Source organism: Halosolutus halophilus (assembly GCF_022869805.1).
GTDB lineage: Archaea > Halobacteriota > Halobacteria > Halobacteriales > Natrialbaceae > Halosolutus > Halosolutus halophilus.
This window is the reverse complement of sequence record NZ_CP094974.1, coordinates 3606871-3631957: the sequence shown is the minus strand read 5'-3', so window position 1 is coordinate 3631957 and position 25087 is coordinate 3606871. Positions and strand designations below refer to the sequence as shown.

At 65.5% G+C, this 25087-nt stretch carries 19 protein-coding genes and 1 pseudogene; 11 read left to right on the top strand and 9 right to left on the bottom strand.

The genetic code is table 11. From position 1 onward, the window contains the following. Positions 1 to 5 precede the first annotated feature (5 nt). Positions 6 to 2537, top strand: a complete 2532-nt coding sequence (locus tag MUG98_RS17810) for a bacterio-opsin activator domain-containing protein (RefSeq protein WP_265108771.1) — start codon at positions 6 to 8, stop codon at positions 2535 to 2537. 441 nt (positions 2538 to 2978) lie between these two features. Here MUG98_RS17810 and MUG98_RS25570 read toward each other — a convergent pair. After that, positions 2979 to 3110 (bottom strand): annotated as a pseudogene (locus MUG98_RS25570) (IS6 family transposase); the annotation flags it as partial. 122 nt (positions 3111 to 3232) lie between these two features. Here MUG98_RS25570 and MUG98_RS17800 point away from each other — a divergent pair. Beyond that, positions 3233 to 4537 carry an aryl-sulfate sulfotransferase gene (locus MUG98_RS17800; protein WP_265108770.1) on the top strand — a complete coding sequence of 435 codons (1305 nt, stop codon included), beginning with the start codon at positions 3233 to 3235 and terminating at the stop codon, positions 4535 to 4537. A 94-nt stretch (positions 4538 to 4631) separates the two neighbouring features. Here MUG98_RS17800 and MUG98_RS17795 read toward each other — a convergent pair whose 3' ends face one another. Genes MUG98_RS17795 through MUG98_RS17785 form a run of 3 tightly spaced genes read right to left on the bottom strand, consistent with a single transcriptional unit; the run spans position 4632 to position 7226 of the window. Further along, positions 4632 to 5597, bottom strand: a complete 966-nt coding sequence (locus tag MUG98_RS17795) for a lysylphosphatidylglycerol synthase transmembrane domain-containing protein (protein ID WP_265108769.1) — start codon at positions 5595 to 5597, stop codon at positions 4632 to 4634. Continuing rightward, positions 5594 to 6280 carry a PHP domain-containing protein gene (locus MUG98_RS17790; protein ID WP_265108768.1) on the bottom strand — a complete coding sequence of 229 codons (687 nt, stop codon included), beginning with the start codon at positions 6278 to 6280 and terminating at the stop codon, positions 5594 to 5596. Before MUG98_RS17790 ends, MUG98_RS17795 begins: the two co-directional genes overlap by 4 nt. A gap of 31 nt (positions 6281 to 6311) precedes the next feature. After that, entirely contained in the window at positions 6312 to 7226 is a 915-nt protein-coding gene (locus tag MUG98_RS17785) for a decaprenyl-phosphate phosphoribosyltransferase (protein WP_265108767.1), read from the bottom strand. A gap of 490 nt (positions 7227 to 7716) precedes the next feature. Between MUG98_RS17785 and MUG98_RS17780 the strand changes: the two genes are divergently transcribed. Together MUG98_RS17780 and MUG98_RS17775 are read left to right on the top strand one after the other, a co-directional pair. Then, entirely contained in the window at positions 7717 to 8808 is a 1092-nt protein-coding gene (locus MUG98_RS17780; protein WP_265108766.1) for an NAD-dependent epimerase/dehydratase family protein, read from the top strand. 1 nt (position 8809) lies between these two features. After that, positions 8810 to 10171: a DolP-mannose mannosyltransferase gene (locus MUG98_RS17775; RefSeq protein ID WP_265108765.1), complete on the top strand. Its 1362-nt coding sequence runs from the start codon at positions 8810 to 8812 to the stop codon at positions 10169 to 10171. Here the strand turns inward: MUG98_RS17775 and MUG98_RS17770 are convergent. Beyond that, positions 10168 to 11811 (bottom strand): glycosyltransferase family 39 protein, encoded by a 1644-nt coding sequence (locus MUG98_RS17770; RefSeq protein ID WP_265108764.1) that lies wholly within the window; start codon positions 11809 to 11811, stop codon positions 10168 to 10170. The genes MUG98_RS17775 and MUG98_RS17770 overlap by 4 nt on opposite strands. A 170-nt stretch (positions 11812 to 11981) precedes the next feature. Here MUG98_RS17770 and MUG98_RS17765 point away from each other — a divergent pair, with 170 nt between their 5' ends. Both MUG98_RS17765 and MUG98_RS17760 read left to right on the top strand, forming a co-directional pair. Then, the gene (locus MUG98_RS17765) at positions 11982 to 13331 is read left to right on the top strand and encodes a metallophosphoesterase (RefSeq protein ID WP_265108763.1); all 1350 of its coding nucleotides are present in this window, start codon (positions 11982 to 11984) and stop codon (positions 13329 to 13331) included. A 124-nt stretch (positions 13332 to 13455) separates the two neighbouring features. After that, positions 13456 to 14343, top strand: coding sequence for an HFX_2341 family transcriptional regulator (locus tag MUG98_RS17760; protein ID WP_265108762.1), 888 nt, complete (start codon positions 13456 to 13458; stop codon positions 14341 to 14343). Between the two features lie 28 nt (positions 14344 to 14371). Here the strand turns inward: MUG98_RS17760 and MUG98_RS17755 are convergent, their stop codons facing one another. Both MUG98_RS17755 and MUG98_RS17750 read right to left on the bottom strand, forming a co-directional pair. Next, the gene (locus tag MUG98_RS17755; RefSeq protein WP_265108761.1) at positions 14372 to 14845 is read right to left on the bottom strand and encodes a luciferase domain-containing protein; all 474 of its coding nucleotides are present in this window, start codon (positions 14843 to 14845) and stop codon (positions 14372 to 14374) included. A gap of 183 nt (positions 14846 to 15028) precedes the next feature. Further along, a complete protein-coding gene (locus MUG98_RS17750; RefSeq protein WP_265112483.1) occupies positions 15029 to 17653 on the bottom strand; it encodes an efflux RND transporter permease subunit in 2625 nt (874 codons plus the stop codon). Between the two features lie 101 nt (positions 17654 to 17754). Between MUG98_RS17750 and MUG98_RS17745 the strand changes: the two genes are divergently transcribed. Then, a complete protein-coding gene (locus MUG98_RS17745) occupies positions 17755 to 18417 on the top strand; it encodes a DUF8102 family protein (protein WP_265108760.1) in 663 nt (220 codons plus the stop codon). Positions 18418 to 18440: 23 nt separating this feature from the next. Here the strand turns inward: MUG98_RS17745 and MUG98_RS17740 are convergent, their stop codons facing one another. Continuing rightward, positions 18441 to 18650: a hypothetical protein gene (locus tag MUG98_RS17740; protein ID WP_265108759.1), complete on the bottom strand. Its 210-nt coding sequence runs from the start codon at positions 18648 to 18650 to the stop codon at positions 18441 to 18443. A gap of 257 nt (positions 18651 to 18907) precedes the next feature. Between MUG98_RS17740 and MUG98_RS17735 the strand changes: the two genes are divergently transcribed. Both MUG98_RS17735 and MUG98_RS17730 read left to right on the top strand, forming a co-directional pair. After that, positions 18908 to 21679, top strand: coding sequence for a valine--tRNA ligase (locus tag MUG98_RS17735; protein WP_425601056.1), 2772 nt, complete (start codon positions 18908 to 18910; stop codon positions 21677 to 21679). 348 nt (positions 21680 to 22027) lie between these two features. Further along, on the top strand, positions 22028 to 22378 hold the full coding sequence (locus tag MUG98_RS17730) for a DUF7344 domain-containing protein (protein WP_265108757.1): 351 nt from the start codon (positions 22028 to 22030) through the stop codon (positions 22376 to 22378). 39 nt (positions 22379 to 22417) lie between these two features. Here the strand turns inward: MUG98_RS17730 and MUG98_RS17725 are convergent, their stop codons facing one another. After that, positions 22418 to 23119 carry a DUF1405 domain-containing protein gene (locus MUG98_RS17725; RefSeq protein WP_265108756.1) on the bottom strand — a complete coding sequence of 234 codons (702 nt, stop codon included), beginning with the start codon at positions 23117 to 23119 and terminating at the stop codon, positions 22418 to 22420. Between the two features lie 135 nt (positions 23120 to 23254). Here MUG98_RS17725 and pdxS point away from each other — a divergent pair, with 135 nt between their 5' ends. Both pdxS and MUG98_RS17715 read left to right on the top strand, forming a co-directional pair. Beyond that, positions 23255 to 24163 carry a pyridoxal 5'-phosphate synthase lyase subunit PdxS gene (gene pdxS / locus MUG98_RS17720; protein ID WP_265108755.1) on the top strand — a complete coding sequence of 303 codons (909 nt, stop codon included), beginning with the start codon at positions 23255 to 23257 and terminating at the stop codon, positions 24161 to 24163. Positions 24164 to 24260: 97 nt separating this feature from the next. Beyond that, complete coding sequence (locus MUG98_RS17715; protein WP_265108754.1) at positions 24261 to 25040, top strand: hypothetical protein; 780 nt, start codon at positions 24261 to 24263, stop codon at positions 25038 to 25040. The last annotated feature ends 47 nt before the right edge of the window (positions 25041 to 25087 follow it).

Genomic DNA, 25087 nt, shown 5'->3' with positions numbered 1-25087 from the left:
CGGTCATGACAGCAGACAGACGGTGGCCAGCCACCGGCTGGCAGAGGACGCCACCGTCGGCACGAGGGACGCTGTCGGATACCAGCGTGGCGTCCTACAAACTCGACTCCCGCTGCAGGTTCGTCGCCGTCGACGAGGCGTTCGCCACGCTGACCGGCTACGAAGCCGATCGCCTCCTGGACGAACACGTGTCGCTCGTCTACTCCGACGCTGGAGGGGATCGCGTCGAGACGCTGGTTCGGACGCTTACGGAGACGATCCGCGATGGCACGGCCGCGAGGACGGCGCGGGCCGACGGCGACGCCGGAACTGCAGGGAACGACGTCGGAACCGAGGGCGAAGACGAACCCGCGGGTGACAGCCACGACGGGACCGCGGAACGGCGAGCGAACGGTGCGCGCGCCACGCTCGATCTCACGCTCCGGACCGACACCGGCGAAGAGGTCCCGTGTACGCACCAGTTGGAGGTCAGCAAACGCGACGATGGAACGGAGTGGGTCGTCGCGACCGTTCCGATCGATTCCGACGCTACCGAGAGTCCCGTCGCGGGAGGGCACACGACCGCCGACGAACGGGTACCCGAACAGGAGACCGACGACCCGATCGGCGGATCCGCCGAGGATCACCGGGCGGCGCTTTCGACGGCGATCGATCGCATCGGGGACGGGTTCTACGCGCTCGATGCGGACCTGCAGTACACGCACGTCAACGAACGGGCGTGTGACCTGCTCGGCCTCGACGGTGCGGCGGACGGGCGCGACGACGACCCGGCGCTGTTCCAGGCCGCCCACGAACGCGCGATGGAACTCCAGCGGCCGATCGCGGTCGAGGAGTATCACCCCCCGATCGACGGCTGGATCGAGGCGCGGCTCTACCCCGACGAGACGGGCGTCACCGTTCACGTATGCGACCGAACGCCGTGGCGAGTGCGCGAACACAGGCTCGAGTCGGATGGCAAGCGGTTCCGGTCCGTCTTCGAGGACGCACACGACGCGATCCTCCTCGGCGACGAAGACGAGATCGTCGCCGCCAACCCGGCCGCCTGCGAACTGCTCGACACCAGCCGATCGGCGCTCCGGGGCCGATCGCTGATGGAGTTCGTTCACGACGACCACGACGTCGAAACGGCGTGGGAAGAGTTTCTCGACACCGGCCGGTTCCGCGGTTCGTTCTCGCTGGTCCGGCCCGACGGCGACGAACGCGTCGTCGAGTGTAACGCCGTCGCCGACGTCCTCCCCGGGATCCACCTCTCGATTCTCCGGGACGTCACCGAGGCCCGCACGCGGGAACGCCAACTCGAGCGACAGCGTGAACGGTTGACCGCACTCGATCACGTCCATACCGTCGTGCACGACCTCAACGACGCGATCGTCACCGGTTCCTCGAGGACCGACCTCGAGCGGGTCATCTGCGAATCGCTCGCCGAATCGCCGTCCTACGAGTTCGCCTTCGTCGCCGCCGTCGACCCGACCGACGGAACGGTGTTCGAGCGGGTCGAGGCGGGCGTCGACGGCTATCTCGAGTCGATTCCGCTCTCGACCGATCCCGACGACCCCGCCGGTCTGGGCCCGCTCGGTCGGGCAGTCCGGACGCAGGAACTCCAGGTGTCGAACGACGTGCTCACCGACCCCGACTTCGAACCCTGGCAGGAGGACGCCCGGAAACACGGCTACCGGGCCGTTGCCGCGGTTCCGATCACGCACGACGGCGCACTGTACGGCGTCCTCGGCGTGACCAGCGCTCGCAGCCGGGCCTTCACCGACGAAGAGCGAACCGTCGTCGGCCAACTCGGGGAGATCCTCGGCCACGCGATCGCCGCGCGCGAGCGCAAACGGGTCCTGCTCGGCGAGACGGTGATCGAACTCGAACTCGTCATCGACGACGCGGTCGAATTCTTCGACGGCCCCTCGATGACCGACCAGTCGGTCCAGTTCGACCGCGTCGTCAGCATCGGGGACGAACAGTACCTCGAGTACGGCACCACGTCGGTCGACACGTTCCCGGATTTCGAACGACTCGTCGAGTGCGTTCCCCACTGGGATCGCGTCACCGCGCTCGACGAATCGGGCGACGAGGTCCGATTCGAACTCGAGATCACGTCGCCGCCGATGTTCTCGGTCATCGACGGCTACGGCGGCTACGTCGAGTCCGCTGCGATCCACGACGGGACCTACACCACCACGCTTCACTTCCCCCAGGACACCAACGTCAGGGCCGTCACGGACGCGATCGAGGAGGTCTATCCCGGCGTGCGAACCATCGCCCGTCGACAGGTCACCCCCTCTAACGCGTCGATCGGACAACTGCAGTCACGCCTGGCTCACGAGTTGACCGATCGGCAGCGCAGCGCCCTCGAGACCGCCTACTACGCCGGCTACTTCGAGTGGCCTCGCAACAGTTCCGGCGAGGAGATCGCGACCACGCTGGACGTCTCGCCCGCGACCTTCCACGAACACCTCCGGTCAGCACAACAGAAACTGATCGCGGCAATCGTCGAGGAACCGGACACGACACGAACGGCGGCGACCGACGACTGAGTATCGCGATCGACTCGCACGGCGATCGAAATCGGGCGGATGTCAACTTGTCTCAGTCGCACCGAACTCGTATTGGAGTTATGCTCAATTCTTCGCCCAGAATAGGGGTCATTCAATAATTAAATCTCGGATAAATCCATGTTTTGTCTCCACAATAAGCTTTATTACCAGACATACAGTCAATACTGTTGTGAGGTGATTCCGACTGAACGTGCAGACGAACCGAACGCGAATCCGAAGTTAGTCAACCCTTGTGGCTGTGGCCTGTGATCACACCTCCCGGTGTGCGCTCATGTTCACTTCTCGCCGGTCGGATCGTCGGTGATCCCGCCGGCGTGCCGACGTGACCGTCCTCGCGCTCGAGCGATGAACCGGGGCGGTCACCGTCTCTCACTTTCAGTTCCGGCTCTGTTGAACCGCAAGCCTTCGGATGTGTTTCGGAATCCAGTCTCGAATCGCCCGATGAGAGTGTCTCCCACCAGATAACTGCTGAGTATCCTGTACCTCTCGAAGTGACCGACCGGTCGCGTGGAGTCGGACGGCAAACGCCCTGCTGGGCGTCGCCGTCCGCTCGCATGCCCTAGATTAATTTCTTTCCGTCTTGTAGCTCTCGCCGATCAGGTCTGTGTGCTGGACGATCACCTGAACTCTCCGACTTGCTCGTTCCTCAACCGATCTAACTGACCAGTGTCCGTATGAACCAGCAAACTCGCGTCACCGTCGCTTCGGTCGTCATCGTCCTCCTGATCGTGTCACTCGGCGTCCAGGCGGCCGTTGTCGATCGCGATCCGAGAGTCGTAACCGACGACGAGAAGTACCCCGGGAACACGCTCGTCGGCGTCCATTCGTACAACGACAACGGCCGAGTTGTCGAGCTGACGCCCGACGGCGAGGTCGCCTGGGAGTGGTCGGTGCCGGACTCGCGGGTGTTCGGCGTCGAACAGCTCGACGAGGGGACGGTGCTCGCGGCCGTCGCCGTCAGGACGCCCGCCGAAGACTGCGACGATGAGTACCTCGAGTACGAGGAGGAGGACGATCACTGCGTCCACAATCGAGTCGTCGAGATCGACAAGGAGTCGAAGGAGGTCGTCTGGGAGTACGACTGGTACGACGAGTTCATCGCCGACCACGAGGTCCACGACTTCGAGCGCCTCGAGAACGGCGAGACGGCGATCGTCGACATGGGGAACGATCGCGCGTTCACCGTCGACCGCGACGGTGAGATCACCTGGGAGTGGCAAGCAGAGGATCACCTGACGCCCGGCACGCCGTTTTACGAGGAGTACGGCGGTCCCGAGAAGGACGGGGAACACGACGACTGGACGCACGCGAACGACATCGATCGACTGGAGAACGGCAACTTCCAGATGAGCATCCGCAATTTCGACGTGATCGTCGAGGTCGATCCCGAGACCGACGAGGTCGTCGACGTCGTCGGCGAGCCGGGGAACCACAGCACGCTCGAACGACAGCACAATCCCCACCGCATCGAATCCGAGGGGACGATGGTCGTCGCCGACAGCGGGAACGACCGCATCGTCGAACTCGAGGTCGATTCCGAATCGCGCGTCTGGCGCTACACCGGCCCCTCGAGCGAGCGCCTCCAGTGGCCCCGGGACGCCGACCGACTGCCCAACGGGAACACGCTCATCACCGATTCCCGGAACAACCGCGTGCTCGAGGTCGATCCAGACGGCGAGATCGTCTGGCAGTTCGACGATCTCGATGGGAAGGTCATTCCGCTGCCGTACGAGGCCGATCGCATCGGGGTCGACGAACGATCGGACGTCCCACCGGGGGACGAACTGACCGCGGTCGACGGCGAGCCCGGCCCCCTCGAGTCGACGATTCGGAAGTGGGAGGGCATGGCCCAGTACGTCTTCCCGACGTGGATGCACCTCCCGCAGGTGTTACACGTCGTCGGCATCGCCCTCGGGGCGCTGTGGCTCTGTGCGGAGGGGGGTATCTTCGGCTGGCGCCGGATCAACGGCGGTCGGTGATCAGGACGGGGATCGCCTGCGGTTCCGATCGCTCCGATCTCGGTCCGGACTCGGTCTCGACGCGTTCACGTTGGTCGATGCTGGAGCGGATCGCTCACCGAGTCGCCTTGTACGTGAGAAACACCGCCGTGCCGAGCGCTGCGGCGTACCACAGCGTCCCTACGCGGATTACGATCGTGGCGGCGGCCGCGACGGCTTCTGGATAGCCGAACGTGAGTAGCACGCCGACCATCGACGCCTCCGCCGCCGCGATCCCTCCGGGGAGCATCGATACCGCGCCGACGACCGATCCGAGACCGAAGACGAACAGGCCGATTACGACGCCCGCCTCGACGCCGAAGCCGTCGAGTACCAGCCAGAGCGCGACGCCCTCCAGTCCCCACGCCGCGAGGCTGAACAGCGTCGAGACGACCAGCGGGCGGAACTGGAACAGGCGGTACGCGCTCTCGTAGAACTGCTCCAGTTCGGCGGCGTAGTCGCCGACGACCGGGAGCAACTCGAGTCGTCCGAGGATTGCTAGACTCGCCCGTCGCCACTGGAGCAGGCCGATACCGGCCACGATGGCGCCGAGGACGACGACAATGGGGATCGACGATCGGCTGTAGATCAGCAACCCGAGCGCGGCCATCGTACCGAGCGCGATGAGGTCCGTGATGCGCTCGGCGCCGACGACGGAGGTGGTCTTGCTCGCGGGCACGCCGCGTTTGTCCCGGAGGAACCACGCCTTCCAGATCTCGCCGGCTTTCCCAGGCGTGACGACCATCATCAGGCCGCTGAAGAAGGCGATGGCGCTCGCGTCGAGCGGGACGTCCATCTCCAGATGCCGGAGGTAATAGTGCCACTTGGCAAAGCGGAAGCCGTAGCCGACGGTCGTCAGGCCGATGACGGCCCCGAACGTCCGCCAGTCCACGGTGGCGAGGGCGCTCGTCACGTCGCCGACGTCCGCGTAGACTGCGAGGCCGAGGAAGACGACGACCGAGAGCAGCGCCGTCAGCCAGACGCCGTGGTCGCGGACGACCGCCCGGCCGCGATCGACGATGGTCTCGCCGTAGTCGCTCATCGCCGCAGGAATCCCCCCGAGGTAAGGCTCGTGACCGCGCGACTGGTGGCGGTGCGGAACTGGTGGAATTTCGTCGCGACGTGCCCCGTGAGGTACCGTCCGCGACCGCTCGGCCGCACGCACCCGTCGCGGACGGCGTCCGCGAGCGCCCCGTCGCCCTCGACGCTGGTGTACGCGCGGCCGACTTCCATCGGGAAGTGAGCGTCGCTCCCGCCGGTCACCGCCAGGTCGTGGGCGGCCGCAAACGCCGCCGCGCGCTCGTTGAACCGGGAGCGGACGCAGCGGGAGTTCACCGCTTCGACCCCGTCGACGGCGTCTGCGAGGGCGTCGAGGTCCGTCTCGTAGTACTGTCGAAGGGTGTCGAACGGGTGCGAGAGGACGGCGACGCCCCCCTGCTCGTGGACGTGGTCGACCACCGTCAGCGGATCAGTCTGGGGCGGCGCCTCCGCGACGTCGAGTGCCAGGAGGTGCCCCTCGGTCGTCGTCACCTCGACTGCGGGGACCACGTCGAGATCGTCGGGTGCGGCGTCCCGAACGGCGTCGACGTTGGCGAGCGTGTCGTGGTCGGTGACGGCGATCCCGTCGAGTCCGGCGTCGGCCGCTGCCGCCGCCACGCGATCGGGGGACGCGCTCGAGCAGGGCGAAGCGTCCGTGTGCACCTGGAGATCGTATCGTCGTGTCATGCTCGTCTCGATGCGGAGTGGTGTGAGGGAGTCACGCGATCATTCCGAGTAGTCGGGCCGGAACCTCGTAAAGGACCGCGACGATGAGAAGGCCCCAGACGACGAGATTGATGAGAAACGGTCGATCACCGAAGAGGAACTTTGGGTCGCCGCCCAGGTTCTGCGTGTGGGCGAGGAAGTGATAGCGGAAGGCGGCGAAAAAGGCGAACGGGAGCGTGGACATCATCCACAATCCGCCCCGGAAGAACGTGTAGAGCGAGTAGGAGACGACCAGCGCGGCGAGTACGACGACGAGTAACTGGTCGAGCGTCTCTTCGGTGTACTCGGCGAGGGTAGAGCGCGACGCGGCCGGATCGTTACTGACGGCCATCTCGTGGCGGCGCTTCCCGAGCGCGAGCATGAGCGCCCCGAGGAACGTACAGACGACGAGCCAGGGGCTCAGGTAGACGTCGATGGCGACGACGCCCGCGATCGCCCGCAGGACGAACCCGATCGCGATGACCATCACGTCGACGATGACGATCTCCTTCAGAAACGAGGAGTAGAACGCGTTCTGGCCGAGGTAGGTGAGGACGACGAGGAGGAACAGCGGGCCGATGTACCAGGAGAGTGCGAGTCCGCCGACGAAGAGCACGAACGCGAACGTCACCGCTACGGGGACCGATACCTGTCCGCTGGCGATGGGTCGGTGTTTCTTCCGGGGGTGATTTCGGTCCTCCTCGACGTCGAGGATGTCGTTGCCGATGTACGTCGTGCCCGCAACGGCACAGAAGGCGACGATCCCGAGGGCGACGTTTGTGACGGCGACCGGATCGAACAGACTCTTGGAGAAGACGAGCCCCAGGAGCAGAACGCTCTGCTTGTACCACTGCCAGGGGCGCATCTCCTTTACCAGGCCGGAGACGGTCACCACGAACCGACTCTGGTCGGGGTAGGCGCGGGCCATCTGTCTCTATCGCCCCACACAGGACAGCAAAAAGATCCGGCTTGCTTGTGATCGATTTACGGTTATACGGGTACGCTAACCGGCAACGGGTGACCAGCGATCGTTCGTCCGAACTGAAGGCGGTACTACTGGTCGGTCGGATGATTCGTTTCGAGAAGAGAAACCGAGCGGGCGGGGTGTGATACCCCCCTTCGAATGCCACGCATCTGCCGTGTGCTACTCCCAAGAACCGCTTACTCGAGCAACTGGGGCTGGTCGGGAAGACCAGTAAAGTAACGTACCATTGCAGTTCGAACCACTGCCCCGCTAGCGGGCGAATTCCACGATTTCACGATCGAAAACGATTGCTCGTTGCGAACTCGACGCTCGTTCGATTGCACCACCACGTCCTCAGTTTCGGCGTTGTATAAAGAGAATCCGGCCAGTACAAGCCCCGCTAAACGCCGATACACTATTGAGGCGCCGTATTGACGTCCCGTTTGATATCACGATGAGCGATAGTGAGCGCGCAAGCGACGACGCGAGCGGCTCGGTTCTCGTCACGGGAGGCACCGGATTCCTCGGCCTTCACACGTGCCAGTACTTCCGCGACCAGGGGTGGGACGTCACCGCGTTCGACCTCAAGCCCTTCGAGGAGGAAGACGACACGGACGGCATCGACTTCGTCGAGGGGGACGTCCGGAGCGAGGGAGACGTAGCCGATGCGCTCGAGGAGAGCGGCGCCACCTCCGTAGTGCACACGGCAGCCGCGCTCCCGCTGTGGGACGCCGATCGCATCCGCGAGACGACCATCGACGGAACGCGAAACGTGCTCTGGGCGGCGAACGAGCGCGACGTCGATCGGGTCTGTTACATCTCCTCGACTGCGGTGTACGGAACCCACGACGAACATCCCATCACCGAGGAATCGCCCCTGGACGGCGTCGGACCCTACGGCGAGGCCAAGATCCAGGCCGAGAAGGTCTGTCAGGACTTCCGCCGCATGGGAATGTGCGTCCCTATCCTCCGCCCGAAGACGTTCATCGGACCGCAGCGACTCGGCGTGTTTCAGGTGCTGTTCGACTGGATCGAAGACGGCGCGAACGTCCCGCTCGTCGGCTGGGGGAACAACCGCTATCAGCTGTTGCACGTCCACGACCTCGTTACCGCCGTCGAACTGCTGCTCACCGGAGACGAGGAAGCGGTCAACGACACGTTCAACGTCGGTGCCGACGAGTTCGGCACGATGAAGGAGGATTTCCAGGCGCCGATCGACTACGCGGAGACGGGCAAGCGAACGATCGGGACGCCCGCCTTCCTCACGGTCGCGGTCCTCCGCGTACTGGAGAAACTGAACCTCTCCCCGCTGTACCCGTGGGTCTACGAGACGGCCCACGAGGACTCCTACGTCTCCGTCGAGAAACTGAAAGGCCTCGGCTGGGAGCCCGAGTACTCCAACCAGGAGGCGCTCGTGGAGACGTACAGGTGGTACCTCGAGAATTACGACGCCGACGAGGAGGCCGACGAGACCGGTCTCGACCACCGCGTCGCGTGGGACCAGGGCGCTCTCGCCGTCGCGAAAAAAGTCTCACAGCGAATCTGAAATGGTCGTCCGTTCCCGCATCGAGTCTCGTTCCAGTTGGCTCGCCATCCTCGGTTCGATCGTCGCCGTCCTGTTCATCGGCGGATTCGCCGCGTATCTCCTCACCGAGTGGCCGACGATCGCGACCGACCCGGCGTTCTTCCAGCACACGGGCTGGTACGTCCTCGAGGGCGGCGTTCCGTACCTCGACGTCTGGGACGTAAACCCGCCGGTCCCGTTCGGAATCACGGCCGCTCTCGCCGCCCTCTCCGGCGGAAACATGCTCGTTCTGCACGGGCTCAGCGTGACGCTTACGGTGCTCGTCGCCGGCGCGAGCGTCCTGCTGGTCGGCTGGGTGGCGTACCTCGTGACCGGCGAGAACGCGGCGGCGGTCGCCGCCGGCCTCACGATGCTCGTCGTCCCGGAACTCTTCCTCCTCTCCCCGGAAGGCGTTCGGGCCCAGATTTACGCGTTGTTTTTCGGCACACTGGCGCTCGCGCTGGCCCTCCGCGATCGGCCGTTTCTCGCCGGGGCCGCCGCGGCGCTGAGCGCCGGGTCGTGGCAGTCGGGGATGGTCTTCGCGCCGCTGGTCGTCGGGATGGCGTACCAGCGAGCCGGTGGGAAGAACGCGCTCCGGGCGATCGCCGGCGGCGGCGTCGTGACCGGGATCGTCGTCCTGGTATTCGCGGCCGCGGGCGCGCTCGTCCCCATGGTCGTACAGACGGTGGTCGCGCCCTTGACCGCTGGATCGTCGTACACCCTGGCCGAGCGCGTCTACACGATACTGCTGGTGTTCGGCTACGGGTCGGTACTGCTTCCGGTAGCTCTCTACGGCTGGGCCCACGCCGCCGTCCGCGACTTCCGGGGGCTGTGGTGGGTGCCGGCGGGCGGCCTGTTACTCGCCCTTCAGGTGCTGTTCGTCGACCTGGACGGCTCGACTGACGCGTTCCTCTGGCTCGCCTTCGTCGCGATCGGCGTCGCCGTCGCCGTCGAACGGGTGATCGCGCGCCGATCGGGTCCGACGGACCGCCGCAGTGACGACGCGACCCGGACGAACCGCCATCAGTGGACAGCCGTCGCCGCCGTCGTCGCCGTCGTTGGACTGCTGGTCCTCTCGGGGGTCGTTTGGCACCAGGATTCGCCGTACCCGCAGTCGACGCTGCAGACGATGCAACAGGACGCCGAAGCGGAGGGGGAGCCCCTGCCGATATCGCCGGCCGATGGGGACGTCCCGTCGATGCAGACCATCTACTGGGAGCAACTGCAACCCGGAACCTGCCACTACCGGTTGAGCTGGAACGAAGTACGATGGGTCGCGATGACCGACGATCGACTGGACAGACAACGGTGTGACGGGTGGCCGAGCCGAACCGATCGCGGCTAGCGGTTCGGCATCTCCAGCGAGGTGCTCACCGGTCGAATCGTTCGTATTCGATCGGACTCGATCGGCGACGAAGGCGCCGTCGGCGATTCTATTCGTCTATTCTGGTCTGACGTGCGCTCGAACCGGACAACCGTAATTCCGTTGTACCGGTTCTCCACCACCGGGCCGCGGTACTCGGAGCGGTTCTCCACCGCCCGCAGAATCCGCTGGTCGGTCGACGAATCGGTATACGAGAGTACGATCCAGACGTCGTCGTGTCCGTCGACGGCCGCCCGTATTTCGTCGGCCGACGCGTCGGGCGTGATCCGAACTGTGGCGACGTCCGACCGATCGAAGTAGTACCCGAACGTCCGCTCCGTGAACGGTCTGCTCACGAGGACGACGTCGTCGCCGTCGACGGTCGACTCGACGTCGGCGGCGGCCTCCCGCCACTGCTCTTTCTGGTCTGCCTGGTAGTACGTCGGGAGCGGCATGACGAGGCCGACGAGGAGCATCCCGACGACGACGTACCGAAGCGTCGGGCGAGAGACCGTCCGAACGCCGTTCGCGATCAAGAGGAAAAACGCCAGCGACGCCCCGATCGAGTACCGATCCACGAAGATCGGCGTGACGACGTACGAGAGGCCGATCGGGACGAGTATCGGGACGACGAGCCAGAGGAGAGTCACGTAGACGGCGTTTACCGGTGCGTCCTGGCGGTTGGTTTCCGCCGCCGTACGTCGGTCACTCGAGATGGCAAGTACCAGACAACCCGCGACGACGAGCGAGACGAGAATCGGGAGCGACTCATCGAACAGGTAGCCGCCGAGATACGCGGCGAACGTCTGCCAAACGGTCTCGGCCGTCGGCAGCGGAATCCACGAGACGTTGCTCGCTTCGCCGGCGTGCGCTGCCGTCACGCGGCGGAACAACCGCACCGCCCACGGAAGGAGTAGAACGGCGGTGATCCCCTGGAGGGCGATCCAGCGGCGGACGGTCAGTCGCGATCGGGGGACGATCCGGACGAGCGGCCGAGAGAAGACGTACGCGTTCTGCGCGAGGATCGCGAACAGCCCGAAGACGTGCGTATAGCCGAGGAGGACCGCGGAGACGACGTACCCGATATCGCCCCGAACACCGCCTTCGTCGGCCGATTTCGCCGCCTGTATCCGTACGAACCAGTAGAACGAGAGTGCGGTCAGCAGCGCGAGCAGATTGTACATCCGTACCTCCTGAGAGTACCAGACGTGGAACGGTGAGACGGCGACGAGCAACGCTGCGATCGCCCCGACTTCCCGATCGAAGAGCCGTCGACCGACCCCGTAGAGGACGACGACGGTGGCAACGCCGACGAGGGCTGACAGCAGTCGCGTGGCCAGTTCGGTCGTTCCGAAGACCGCGGTCCAGCCGGAAAGGAGGAGATAGTAGAACGGCGGGTGGGGATCGTTCCCCGGCACGCTGATCAGGAGTTCGTACGGCGTGTTCGACGTTACGGTAGTCACCGAGACGACTTCGTCGACCCAGTAACTCTCGGATTCCAGCCGAAACAGCCGAAGCGCAGCCGCGAGGAGAGCGATCGGATAGAGTTCGACCGGGACTCGCGTCAGGGGCCGCTCCCGGTCTATCTCCGTGACCTTCTCGATCGTCGGGGGCAGCGACATAGTCCCGATTGCAACGATTTGGCGTATGAATGTTGACCGGCTACGGCGAACGGGACTCGCCGTCCAGCGTACCCGATCAGCAGGGAAGTGACCGGTATCCCGTCCGAGTGAGACACCTCGCGAACTGCCGGGATCACCACTATACGTATTGGTCTCGAATGTCTGACGCGATGGCCGACGATGCCGACGGTCCGGTCTACTACGTGATCAGCGATCTTCACATCGGCGGCGACGAGCAACTGGGTAAGGTCGACTTTCTCGACGAGTTGCTCGAATTCCTCGACCGCCTGGAGACGATCGACGAAGACGCGGAACTACTGATCAACGGCGACGCGTTCGGACTGTGGGAGTTCACCGAACTCGACGGCCTGGAGAAATTCGACGTCCTGACCGAGCGCTATCCCGAACTGTTCGAACAGTTGCGCGCGACCGGCGAATCGGTGCCGATCACGCTGCTTCCGGGCAACCACGACAACGAACTCGCCGCGTACGACGAGTACGTCGAGCGATTGGCCGAGTACAACGTCGATCTCGTTCAGTCCGAGTCGCTCACCCGACGGGTCGGCGATCGGACGATCCACTTCGAACACGGCCACCAGCAGGATCCCAACAACCGCTTCGAGGACTACGGCAATCCGTACGAAACCCCGATCGGGTACCACTACAACACGCACGTGACGAGTCGGGCGGGCCAGCTATCCGATCGGGGGCGGTTCAACTGGTTGAAGGACGTCCAGGCGGTCACGCCGACCGATCGGGTACCTCGCTGGCTCCTCTCGAAGTACTTCTACCGGGAGATGAACCCCGTCTTGCGGTACGCCGCGATCCCCTTCCTGTTACTGTTCAATGTCAGCGTCGTCCTCGCGGTGCTGGCGGGGCTGGACGTAGCCGGCATCTGGACGATGCCGGTCGAGACGACGGATACGGTGCTCGCCCAGTTGGGCCTGGTCGGGGAGGCCGTCCACTTCCTCCTCGTCGTCAATGCGGCAGTCGCCGGCGTGATCCTCCTCGTTAGCATCCCGATCTACTTCCTCCTCCGTGACGTCGGCGAGACCGTCGATCGGTTCGGGGTTTTCGAGACGGACCTCACCGTGGATCCCGACGAACCGTACAAGGAGGCCGCTCGCGACGTGTTCGCCGACCGGCCTGAGACGGCAATTTTCTGCTACGGCCACACCCACCGACCGAAGCTGACCGAAGTCGAAGACAGGCTGCTCGTCAACACCGGGACGTGGCTGAAGCGCCTCCACCGCCGGGACGTCGTCGCGGGGGTGCTCCCGCCGGTGTTCTACCCGTCGTATCAGCTGTGTATCGTTCGCATTACCTCCGGGCCCGACGGCGTGGTAGTCGAGTACGAGGAAATCGAGAAACCGAGCCCCAGCGCGGAAGAAATCACGCTCACCGAGCGCCTGCTCACGCTGGGGCGGAAACCGTCCCCGGAACTGCCCGACCGATCGGTCGTCACCGACGCGGGACCGAAGGCTGCGCCCAACGCGGGTGAACGGACCGACTCGACGTGACCGACTCGAGATCGTCCGTAACAGGCACCCGAATCCGCCGACAGCGACAGCACAGTCGCGAGTCTCGTGGTCGAACAGTCGCGAGTCTGGTGGTTTTTATTACTGCCGCCCCGCTGTACCACGTATGCAAACGCACATCGTTCCGGTCGGCTTCGACTACGATCGGCTGATCGCGCCGCTGGTGCGCGATCAGATCGACGTCGACAGCGTCATCCTGCTCGAGGGGGCCGTCGGCAGCGAGGCGAACGTCGAGTACTCCCGACACCTCTCGAAGAAACTCGAGACGGACTTCCGGAACCTGCTCGGCGCGGAAACCGAACGGTTCGTCCTCGAGGACGTCTACGACTACGACGAGGCGTTCGAGCAGGCCTACAACCTGATCACCGCGGAACTCGATCGGGGCAACGAGGTCTGGGTTAACGTCGCCGCGATGCCCCGGACCGTCAGTTTCGCGTTCGCGACGGCCGCCAACTCGCTGATGGTCGAACGCGAGGACGAACGCGAACAGATCCACACCTACTACACCGCCCCGGAGAAGTACTTAGAGACCGGACTGGCCGAAGAACTGCGCGAGCAGATCACCCTGCTCGAGGACCTCCAGGAGGACTCCGTCGAGGACGATCGAATCGGGAGCCGTCTCGAGAGCGCCCGGAACTTGCTCTCGGAGTTCGACGAGCGGGGGACGACGATCGGCGCGAAAGAGATCGACGGCAGTCACATCGTCGAACTCCCGGTCACCTCCTTTTCGAACGTCAAGCCGTTCGAGGAACTCGTCCTGTTCAAACTCGGCGAGGACGGCGAGTTCGATTCCGTCTCGGAACTCGCCGAATCGCTTGCCCGCGAACTGAACGAGGAGTACACCGACAGCTTCCGCTCGAAGGTGATCTACAACGTCGATCGGCTCGGTCCCGGCGGCAAGGGATACATCGAGCGCGAGGAACACGGGAAGTCCTACCGGACGCGGCTCTCGCGGATCGGCGAACTCTGGGTCCGGGCCCACTCGGACAACTGAGAGTCGACGGGAGACGCGCGAGAGGCGATCACTCGTCCGATCGACCCGCTCGTCCCGGCCGTCGTCGCTCGAACGCGGCACGAACGGCGTCGCTGGGCTCGATCGCGTCGAGTTCGGCATCGACGTCGACGGTCGCGAACGTTTCGGCACCGGCGGGCGTCGTCACGAGTACGGACACGTGATACAGGTACGACAGCCGGACGAGCCATCGAGCGCGGTCGTAATCCGCGGGGTCCTCGATGTAGAAGGTCGTCCAGCCGGACTCGGCGAGCAGGTGGTGAACCCCCGTCAGGTCTTCGTCGATCAGCGCGTCGCGAAGCGCCCGAAGGTACGCGATGTCGAGCATTCCCCGGGCGTGGACGTGCCCGATTTCCCGCGGGCCGACCCGCCACTCGGTACCGCCGAACCGATGCTCGCCCGCGGTGACCCCTGTCCAGGAAGACACCTCGTCGACGAGTCGCTCGACCGTCTCGGCGATGGCGCTCCGATCGTTCGATGCCATACGACCTCGACGACGAGTGTCAGCATAGCTCTTCAGTGCGTTGGAACGGGCGATACGGAACGCGTACGGACCATGTCGGGACTCACCGAGCGGGTCGTCGCTGTCTCCGAGCGTTACCCGCACGACCCGTCCCCGAATCCGTGCGATTAGCTGGCGACCGGTCAGTCGAGTCCCGTCTTTTTATCAGGTCGCGATTCGCCCGAGCAGTCGTTCCCGCAGGACGAGCAGACACGGCAGAACCGTCAGACAGGAGACGAACGCGAAGACGATGCTCAGCCCGGTCACGAGCCCGAATCGCTGGAGGGGCGGAGCCAGTGCGAGCGCGAGCACGCCGAAGCCCGCCGCCGTCGTGAGTGCGCTGCCGAACAGCGCCCCGCCGGTGCCGGTGACGGTCGCTGCGAGCGCACTGTCGAGTGACTCCGAGGTGCCATCGGCTCCCCGCCGCTCGTCGACGAACCGTTCGCCCACGTGAATGCTGTAGTCGACGCCCAGCCCGATCGCGAGACTGGTGATGACCGCCGTCTCGCTGTTGAACGGGAGATCGAGCAGCGCCATCGTCCCCAGCAGCCACGCGAGCGCGGCCACGACCGGGGCGAGCGTGACCGCCCCGAGCGAGAGCGAGCGGTAGCGCACCCAGTAGAGGACGGTGAGGAACGCGAAGATGACGACCAGCGTGACGGCGAACGCCTGGACGAGCGTCTCCAGCAGGGCGTCCTGAACGACGGCAGTCGTGACCGGCCCGCCGGTCGCAGTCGCCGTCACGGGCCCGCCGGCCTCGATCGCGGACGCAACCGTCCGGGTGTCGTCCGCGGCGTCCTGTACGGCCGCGTCGCCGCGGACGCTCACGAGGAGGCGCGCCGACTCGTACTCGCGATCGCCGCCGTCACCGGTTCGATGGAGCACCGACGACGCGGCGTCCTCGTCGGCCTCGTAAAGCACGTCGTAGAGGCCCGCGAGGTCCTCGTCCGGCAGACCGTCACCGTTCGTGTCGCGCTCGTCGAGTGCGGCGGCGACGGACTCGTTCTCGGCCGCGGCCTCCCGGAGCACCGTCACGGGGCTCTCGATCGCCGCCCGGCCGTCCGATCGGACGACGATCGTCCCGTCGGACCCGTCGGCGTCCGCGGTCGCGTCCTCGATCGCCGCGAGGGTCGCCGGATCGGTTACGTCGCCGCGTATCAGGATCTCGGTCCGACTGCCCTCGCCGCGTTCCCGGAAGTTGTCTCCGAGGTACGCCGCGTCGTCGCTGATCGTGTACGTGTCCGGCGCGAGCGGTCCGGGGAGGGACTTGGCCCACTCCGGGGCGTCCTCCGGCAGGAAGTCGGCCTGGTTGAACTCCGTATCGATGCCCGCGGCACCGTACGCGCCGCCGACTGCCAGCACGAGCGCGACGAGAACGATCGCGATCGGCGCGCGTCGGACGACCCCGACGCCGCCGGAGAGGACCCGGTTGGCGAGTCCCGCGCCCGCGCCGAACGGCTGGTTCCGGCGATCGATCCCGACCCGGGTCTCGAGCAGGTCGTCCACCTCGACTTTCAGCGCCGGCACGAGGACGGCGAAGGCGACGAACGTCGCGAGAATTCCCCCGGCGGAGAGGACCGCGAAGTCGCGAATCGCCGGCAGCGGACTGACGACGTTCGAGAGGAACCCGATCCCGGTCGAGAACGTCGCGGCCGCCAGCGCGACGACGACTCCGGCGACGCTGGCCGTCATTCCGGCTCGAACGCCCCGATCGGAGCCGCCGTCGGCTGCCGTGCCGTCGCGATCGAGCAGCCCCGCCCGCGCTTCGCGGAAGCGCATGATCACGTGTAGCGAGTAGTCGATGCTCAGCCCGATCAGCAGGAACGGGACGGCGATCAGCAACTGGCTCGACGGGATCTCGAGCCAGCCAGTGATGCCCGCGAGCCAGGCCATCACCACCGCGATGCCGACGAGGCTGAGCAGCACGTCGACGACGTCGCGATAGGCGACCCCGAGTGCGAACAGGACGAGCACGAGCGCGACGGGGGTGATGATGGCGAAACTGTCGCCGACGGCGTTCGCGGAGGCCTCGTCCACGACCCCCTGGCCGAAGACGAAGGCGTCGTCGAACCGGTCCTCGACGAGTCGATCGATCGCGACCTGTGCCTCGTAGGCGGCCTCGGGATCCTCGTCGGGGCTGCTGTCGTCGACCTGGAAGACGAACACGATGCGAGCGTCAGCCGTGGTCGAGCCGAGTTCGTAGTCCGTCGGCAGGAACTCGGAGGGATCCCCGGCCCCGCTCGCCCGCCCGGCCTGGTCCCCCTCCCGATCGGCGTCGGGAGCCAGCACGTCGGCGAGCAGCGCCTCGACCTCCGCGTCCGATCGGGACTCGAGGGCCGCGATCTGTTCGTCGAGCGTGGGCTCGGTCGCGTCCGGCGGACCGTCTCCCTCGGCCCGCCGGTCTTCGAAGACGGCGGCCGTCGCGACGACGTTCTCGAGGCCGACGATGCCCCCGTCGTCGAGCGTCGCGTTCAACTCGTCGTCCTCGCGGATCTCCTGCTGGAGTCGGAGCCCCTCCAGCAGGGACTCGCGAGTCAGGACGTCGCCGCCCTCGTCGCGAACGACGATCTGGGCGACGACGGCGTCGTCGGTGTCGTACGTGGCCTCGATCTCCTCCTGTGCTGCCGTCTCCTCGGAGTCGACGTCGAACTGCCCGATCCCTCCGTCTTCGCTCTCGCCGATCGCGGCACCGGCAGCGACCACGCCGGTCAGCAAAAGGACGAGCACGACGACGAGTCGACTGTGCGAGACGATCGCGTCGGCGTACCGGCCCGCGATCCCCCCGGTCATCCGTCGATCCAGCCCCAGTTCGTGGTCATCGGTGGCTACTGGGACCGGGTGATTCATAGTGCTTCGGATGGAAACCGGTGTCGTATAATCGGATATCGATTATGGACACGGAAATCGATCGCGAACGGGGCGTCCTCAGTCCGGCCGACCGGGCGTACCTGCTGGGCGAGCGGGAGATGGACCACGAGCAATCGAAGCGAAACGCCGAGGCGCGGATCCGACGGCGAATTCGCGCGGGGGTGCTCGACTTCGACCTGCTGTTGCACACCCTCCCGGCGAAGGATCGGCGGCAGGTGTTCGAGGCGACGACGACGGACGACGCCTTCCTCGACGGACTCCGCGCAATGGTCGCCTTCGTCTACCTCGGCACGGAGCGGTACGGCGTCGACTTCGAGGACGTCCTCGAACCCGCGATCAGGAGTTCGGAGGAGTTCCTCGCCGCGACCGATCGGGACGAGAGCGTCTCCGTCGACGTCACGTTCGAGGTGGAGACGTCCGTCGAGTCCACCCTCGAGGGGATCGCCGCGCGTCTGGACGCCGGCGAACCGGTGACCCCGCGAGAGCTATTCTCGGTGATCATGCAGGGCGACTACGACGCGCGGAGTCACGATCGGATCACGCTCGTCAGGGCCGACGAACACCACGCGGAGGCGGGCTTTCTCGATCGGCTGGCGGCGTACCTCGACGGCGAGGTGAGCCACGTGAGCGATTCGCGGGCCGTGATCCACCTGGGTACGGAGACGTCGGGATCGGAGCAGGAGTAGGCGACTGCGGTGTCGGGGTCGACTCAATCGGCGTGTTCCGGATGGTGTTCGGCGAACAGCGGCCAGAACGGCACCAGGAGCACGGCCCCGACCACGAGAAACGCGACGACCGCCAGGTTCGTCGGGACGCCCAGCCACCGGAGCCCGATCGTGATCCCGAGCGTGAGTGCCACGTACGCGTAAAACGCGGCCTGAACGCCGACGTATCCGTGAATTCCGTTGGCGGGGAGCATCGGTCGGTCATCGCTCTGGAAGCGAAATAACTGTTCGGAGACGGATCACCGACTCCCAAACGCCGTCGCAGTCCCCGATCCAGCGTCGACGACCCGGTGACGACGACGCCGACGACGAAACAACTAACATCGTATCGATCCTACACGGCACCATGACCCGCGTCGGCGCGGCCACGGCCGCGTTCGCCGGCCCACGCGACACGGTTTTCGTAGGGGCCCCATAGCCCCGCATTTCCAACCCCGTTTCGACGGATGTATTGTCGCCGATCAGAATTCACCGATCAAGGGCCAGTAGTAGCTATGAATACCGACCACCTGCGTATCGCACCGACGCACCGACGACGCCCGCGCCGGGCGGTGAGAACATGAGTATGGACGCACCCGAACAGGACCGCGACGAACCGAGCCTCGAGGGGGGCTACGACCCCGACACGGTCGAATCCCGCTGGCAGGAACGGTGGGTCGACGAGGAGGTCTACGCCTACGAGGGCGACGCCGAACGGGACCCCAACACCGTCTACGCGATCGACACGCCGCCGCCGACGGTGTCGGGCAGCCTGCACATGGGCCACCTCTACGGTCACACGCTGCAGGACTTCGCCGCGCGCTTCCAGCGAATGGCCGACGGCGAGGTCCTGTTCCCGTTCGGCTACGACGACAACGGGATCGCGAGCGAGCGCCTGACCGAGAAGGAACTGGACATCCGCCACCAGGACTACGAGCGCCGCGAGTTCCAGAACCTCTGTCGCGAGGTCTGCCAGGAGTACGAGGCCGAGTTTACGGAGAAGATGCAGGGACTCGGGTGTTCGATCGACTGGTCGAACACCTACAAGACGATCGAACCGCGCGTCCAGCGGATCTCGCAACTGTCCTTCCTCGACCTCTACGAGAAGGGCCGGGAGTACCGCAAGAAGGCTCCCGCGATCTGGTGTCCCGAGTGCGAGACGGCCATCTCGCAGGTCGAGATGGAGGACGACGAGCGGGGCTCGCACTTCAACGACATCGCGTTCGAGGTCGTCGGCGACGATGCGCCGCGCGAGGAGTTCGTCATCTCGACGACGCGCCCCGAACTGTTGCCCGCCTGCGTCTCCGTCTTCGTCCACCCCGACGACGACGAGAACCAGGACCTCGTCGGCGAGACGGCTCGTATCCCGATCTTCGGCCAGGAAGTGCCGATCATCGCGGACGACCGCGTCGACATGGAGAAAGGCAGCGGGATCGTCATGTGCTGTACCTTCGGCGACCAGAAGGACATCGAGTGGTACCAGGCCCACGACCTGCCGCTGAGAGTGGCGATCGACGAGTCCGCGACGATGACCGACCTCGCCGGCGAGTACGAGGGACTCTCGACCGAAGAGGCCCGCGAGGCGATCGTCGAGGATCTGGACGACGAGGGTGCCCTGCGCGATCGGTGGGAAATCTCCCACACGGTGCAGGTCCACGAGCGCTGCGAGACCCCCGTCGAGTTCCGCGTCTCCAAGCAGTGGTACGTCGAGATCCTGGACCACAAGGAGGAGTACCTCGAGGCCGGCCGGGAGATGGACTGGTACCCCGAGAAGATGTTCACCCGCTACCGCCACTGGATCGAAGGGCTGGAGTGGGACTGGCTGATCTCGCGCCAGCGCGACTCGGGGATCCCGTTCCCGGTCTGGTACTGCGCCGACTGCGATCACGAGATCGTGGCCGATCGCGAGGACCTGCCGGTCGATCCCCTGAGCGACGACCCGCCGGTCGACGCCTGTCCCGAGTGCGGCCACGACGAGTTCGAGGCCGAAGAGGACGTCTTCGACACGTGGGCGACCTCCTCGCTCACGCCGCTGATCAACGCCGGCTGGGATTGGGACGCCGACGCGGAGGCGTTCACGATGGAACACCCCGAACTCTACCCGTTCGACCTCCGTCCCCAGGGCCACGACATCATCTCGTTCTGGTTGTTCCACACGATCGTCAAGTGCTACGAGCACACCGGCGAGGTGCCGTTCGACGCGACGATGATCAACGGTCACGTGTTAGACGAGAACCGCGAGAAGATGTCCAAGTCGAAGGGGAACGTCGTCGAACCCGACGCGGTGCTCGCGGAGTACCCCGTCGACGCCGTGCGGTTCTGGGCCGCGAGTGCGGCGGTCGGCGACGACTTCCCCTACCAGGAGAAGGACCTGACCGCGGGCGAGAAACTCCTGCGCAAGCTCTGGAACGCCTCGAAACTCGTCGACACCCTCGCGCCCGCCGAGCCCGAGGAACCCGACGAACTCGAGGCGATCGATCGCTGGCTCCTCGCAGAGTTAGACGACGCCATCGATGAGCTCACGTCCCAGTTCGAGGACTACGAGTTCGCGAAGGCCCGCGATCGGCTGCGGACGTTCTTCTGGAACACCTTCTGCGACGACTACCTCGAGATCGCCAAGGGCCGCGAGGACAACCCCTCGACGCAGTACGCGCTGCGGACGGCCCACCGGACGTTCCTCGAACTGTGGGCCCCGTTCCTGCCGCACGTGACGGAGGAGATCTGGCAGACGGTTTACGCGGACACGGAGGCCGAGGACCTCGACAGCATTCACACCCGCGACTGGCCAGAACCCCTGGGATACGAGGCCGATCTCGCGGCCGGCGAGACGGCGATGGAGGTCATCTCCGCGCTTCGGCGGCACAAGAGCGAGAACCAGTTGCCGCTGAACGCCGACCTCGAATCCGTCTCGGTCTACGGACCCGTGGAGGGCTTCGAGGACGCGATTCAGAACGTGATGCACGTCCGGGAACTGACCCTGCTCGACGAGGAACCCGAAATCTCGACCGAGGTCGCCTCGATCGACCTCGACTATTCGACGCTCGGTCCGAAGTACGGCTCGAAGGTCGGCGAAATCGACGCCGGCATCGAGAGCGGCGAGTACGAGATCGATCAGGACGCGGGCGTCCTCCGGGTCGCCGGCGAGGAACTCGACGACGACCTCTTCGAGGTCGAACTCGAGCGCACGTACTCGGGCGACGGCGAGATGCTCGAGACCGAGTCCGCGGTCGTGATCCTCGAGTAGCGGCGACGGTTCCGACGCCCAACCGTGGGCTGACCGGCCCGTTCGTTCGACCGGATCGATCCCCGTCGGGATTGCCGACGTGCCCCCGTCCGATTTCGAGGTTCCGTCGCAGTTGAGGTCCAGCAGTGACGGTGCGATCAGTGGACTGCTGTGCCGAGTAATGGACTATTATTGTGTCTACACCGTCTCGTTCACCAGACGACGAGTATTTGTCCGGAAAACAGCCATACTATCCTATATTTAACGGAAGATTGATGTCCAGAGTGACCAATCGAGCGGTGTGCTCTGCTGAAGTCGCCGTGAGTCGACGGGTCGTCCGGAGCCGTGTAAGCCGAGTACAGAGCACCCATGAAGACCGATATCTCCAACGCAGAAACTTCGTCCGGCCACGCAACGCTCCCCGTGGACACGGTGTTCGAGTTGTTGCTCGACGAACAGCGCCGGGCAGCGCTGTACTACCTGTCCCAGAAAGTCGGGGCGGTGTCGATCGACGACGTCACCGCACAACTCGCCCACCGGGACGGTGGTCCGACGCGCGAACGACTCGCTGCGATCACGACCGCCTTCCACCACACGCACCTGCCGAAACTGATCGATTCGGGAGTCGTCCGGTACGATCGGGCGGCCGGAACGATCGAGCGGCGCGCGGCCGCGGCGGACCTCGATCCGTACCTCGAACTCGCACAGCACCACACGTAGTCACGGATCGCGACGCGAGAGCACCGGGTCCGCCGGACGTCAGCCGTCGGCGCCCTGCGGTCGAGCCGCTTCACACTTTTTGACCCGCGTCGCGAGCGCGAGGAAACACGCGAGCAACGTAAACGTGACTTCGCCCGCGCCGACGACGCCCAGCGCGTCGGCCGCGAGGAACATCGGTTCGTCGCGCGGGACGGGAAGGATCGTGTGATGTGGTTCGCCGACGATCGGAACGAAGTAGTCGACGAGGAGGTTGCTCGTGTACCAGGCGAGCGCGGCGGCGACCCCCCAGACGGGGAAGTCCGTGATCCGGTGGAGGACGTAGGCCTGGACGACCATCGCGAGGTGACTCCAGAAGAGGAACTGGTACATCAGCGGGTGGGTCTGCGCGGCGTAGGTCTCGGAGAAGACCAGCAGCGTGTAGGGGGTCCACAGTCCGAGGATGATATTTCCGAAGAACGCCAGCGCAGTCAGCCAGGGCTGTTCGTGACCGAGTTTCCACGCCGCGATCGCGAGCGCGACGAGCAACGTCGCCATCGGGCTGTCGGGGACCCACGGCCACATCACGGGCGCCGTCGTCGCGAACTGGCCCGAGTAGTACCAGAAGCCGAAGGCCGTCCCCGCGAGGTTGATCGCGACGATGAGCCACGCGAACCGAAGTCCGAGATCCTCGATCGTCTTCGGCACAGGTGCGAGATAGCTCGGCAGCGGGTCGCGATCGGGGATCCCGGTCGACGCGGACATCGTGTTGTCCGGCGCGACGAAGGGCACACCCAAAACGATAGCGATTGCCGGGGGCCGGCGCCGGGCCGGAGTCGATCGCGAAGCCCCACGTCCACAAAGGACACGCGTAAGTGCAGTGGTTCCTAACGCCTCCGCATGGCCGAAGATACCGATCTGGAGGAATTGCGACGCGGGACGGATCTCGTCAAGCGAGGGTTCGCCCGGATGCAGAAGGGCGGCGTTATCATGGACGTCGTCGACAGGGAACAGGCCCGCATCGCCGAAGACGCAGGTGCGGTCGCCGTCATGGCCCTGGAAGCGGTCCCGGCGGACATCCGCAAGCGCGGGGGCGTCGCCCGGATGGCCGATCCCGCCGACGTCGAGGCGATCGTCGACGAGGTCTCGATCCCGGTGATGGGCAAGGCCCGGATCGGTCACACCAAGGAGGCCCAGATTCTCGAGGCCGTCGGCGTCGACATGATCGACGAGTCGGAAGTCCTGACTCCCGCCGACGACGCCTACCACATCGACAAACGGGACTTCACGGCCCCGTTCGTCTGTGGCGCTCGCGACCTCGGCGAAGCCCTGCGCCGGATCAACGAGGGCGCGGCGATGATCCGCACCAAGGGTGAGGCCGGAACGGGCGACGTCAACCAGGCCGTCCACCACCAGCGGACGATCAAGGGCGCCATCCGCGAGTTGGCGGGGTTGACCCACGAGGAACGGGAGGCCTACGCCCGCGAGATCGAAGCGCCCGCAGAGCTGGTCCACGAGACCGCCGAGATGGGCCGACTCCCGGTCGTGAACTTCGCCGCCGGCGGCATCGCGACGCCGGCCGACGCCGCGCTCATGATGCACCACGAGTGCGACGGCATCTTCGTCGGCAGCGGCATCTTCGGTGCCGAGCACCCGCCGGAGATGGCAGAGGCGATCGTCGAGGCGACCAACAACTGGGACGATCCCGAGGCGCTCGCCGAAATCTCGAAGAACCTCGGCAAGGGAATGAAAGGCGACGCGAACGTCGACCTGCCCGAAGAAGAGCAGTTGCAGGGCCGGGGCGTCTAACTGACGGCCTCTCGACCCGATTTCGTCCGCCGACGTGATGGATCCGTTACTGCTCGGCAAGCACGCTCGTTTTGTCCCGGTACCGCCTACTTCCTGTATGAGTCAGGCGACGTCCCCAACCAACTTCGAGCAACTGTCCGATCAAATCAAAGCTGGAATCGAGCGGTTGTTCCGCGAAACGGACGGCGACGGCTCGGACGAGACGCTGTCGTCGACGGCGAAGGAACTGTGGGACGTCGTCGAAGAAGTCGAGGATCTCCTGGACACGATCGACCTCGAACGGCTGCCGGACGTCGTCGAGGTGTCGGCCCTGCCAGACCTCGTCAACCTGGAGGAACTCCCGAACGCGATCCGCGAGAAGGATCCTGACCTGGCACTGGACTTCAGCACGATCCGGCACGCCATCAAACTGCGAGAGCTCTGGAATACCGTCGATCTCGTCGATTTCCAGAGGGAACTCCGACAGCTCAAGGCCGAAGTCGAGGACGTCGTCGGCCCCGATGCGCTCGGGTCCTCCGGCGACTCCAGAGCGGCGGCCGAGATCAGGAAGTTCGGCGAGGAGGAGAAAGGCAACGCGACGAACGCCGCGATCCAGCAGGAGGTAAAAGAGGGCGCAAAAACAGCTCGTAAAGGGGTTATCGAGGGCCATTCGAAGTTCGAGGACCTGTACGAGTCGACGCAACGCGGTCCCGGCTACCTCGGCCGGAAACCGATTTCGAAGAACCCGACGGCGGTCTCGACGCTCCCGTACGGCCCGCTCCCGGCCAGCGTCTCCACGAGAGTGTCGACGGTCCCGCAGAGCGTCCGACAGGCGAGAGTCGACGCTCTCCCCCGGATCTACGCTCACCGCTGGCGAAGAGGTGCTCCGACGAAGTAACGCCGCAGCCGATCGAGCCGGTCGATACGCGCCGTCGATGTGGCCGA

Excerpts from the sequence above, each read along its gene's own strand:
- MUG98_RS17810 (WP_265108771.1), top strand. The coding sequence starts at position 6 with ATGACAGCAGACAGACGGTGGCCAGCCACCGGCTGGCAGAGGACGCCA.
- MUG98_RS17800 (WP_265108770.1), top strand. The coding sequence starts at position 3,233 with ATGAACCAGCAAACTCGCGTCACCGTCGCTTCGGTCGTCATCGTCCTC.
- MUG98_RS17795 (WP_265108769.1), bottom strand. The coding sequence starts at position 5,597 with ATGAGCGACTACGGCGAGACCATCGTCGATCGCGGCCGGGCGGTCGTC.
- MUG98_RS17790 (WP_265108768.1), bottom strand. The coding sequence starts at position 6,280 with ATGACACGACGATACGATCTCCAGGTGCACACGGACGCTTCGCCCTGC.
- MUG98_RS17785 (WP_265108767.1), bottom strand. The coding sequence starts at position 7,226 with ATGGCCCGCGCCTACCCCGACCAGAGTCGGTTCGTGGTGACCGTCTCC.
- MUG98_RS17780 (WP_265108766.1), top strand. The coding sequence starts at position 7,717 with ATGAGCGATAGTGAGCGCGCAAGCGACGACGCGAGCGGCTCGGTTCTC.
- MUG98_RS17775 (WP_265108765.1), top strand. The coding sequence starts at position 8,810 with ATGGTCGTCCGTTCCCGCATCGAGTCTCGTTCCAGTTGGCTCGCCATC.
- MUG98_RS17770 (WP_265108764.1), bottom strand. The coding sequence starts at position 11,811 with ATGTCGCTGCCCCCGACGATCGAGAAGGTCACGGAGATAGACCGGGAG.
- MUG98_RS17765 (WP_265108763.1), top strand. The coding sequence starts at position 11,982 with ATGGCCGACGATGCCGACGGTCCGGTCTACTACGTGATCAGCGATCTT.
- MUG98_RS17760 (WP_265108762.1), top strand. The coding sequence starts at position 13,456 with ATGCAAACGCACATCGTTCCGGTCGGCTTCGACTACGATCGGCTGATC.
- MUG98_RS17755 (WP_265108761.1), bottom strand. The coding sequence starts at position 14,845 with ATGGCATCGAACGATCGGAGCGCCATCGCCGAGACGGTCGAGCGACTC.
- MUG98_RS17750 (WP_265112483.1), bottom strand. The coding sequence starts at position 17,653 with ATGACCGGGGGGATCGCGGGCCGGTACGCCGACGCGATCGTCTCGCAC.
- MUG98_RS17745 (WP_265108760.1), top strand. The coding sequence starts at position 17,755 with ATGGACACGGAAATCGATCGCGAACGGGGCGTCCTCAGTCCGGCCGAC.
- MUG98_RS17740 (WP_265108759.1), bottom strand. The coding sequence starts at position 18,650 with ATGCTCCCCGCCAACGGAATTCACGGATACGTCGGCGTTCAGGCCGCG.
- MUG98_RS17730 (WP_265108757.1), top strand. The coding sequence starts at position 22,028 with ATGAAGACCGATATCTCCAACGCAGAAACTTCGTCCGGCCACGCAACG.
- MUG98_RS17725 (WP_265108756.1), bottom strand. The coding sequence starts at position 23,119 with ATGTCCGCGTCGACCGGGATCCCCGATCGCGACCCGCTGCCGAGCTAT.
- pdxS (WP_265108755.1), top strand. The coding sequence starts at position 23,255 with ATGGCCGAAGATACCGATCTGGAGGAATTGCGACGCGGGACGGATCTC.
- MUG98_RS17715 (WP_265108754.1), top strand. The coding sequence starts at position 24,261 with ATGAGTCAGGCGACGTCCCCAACCAACTTCGAGCAACTGTCCGATCAA.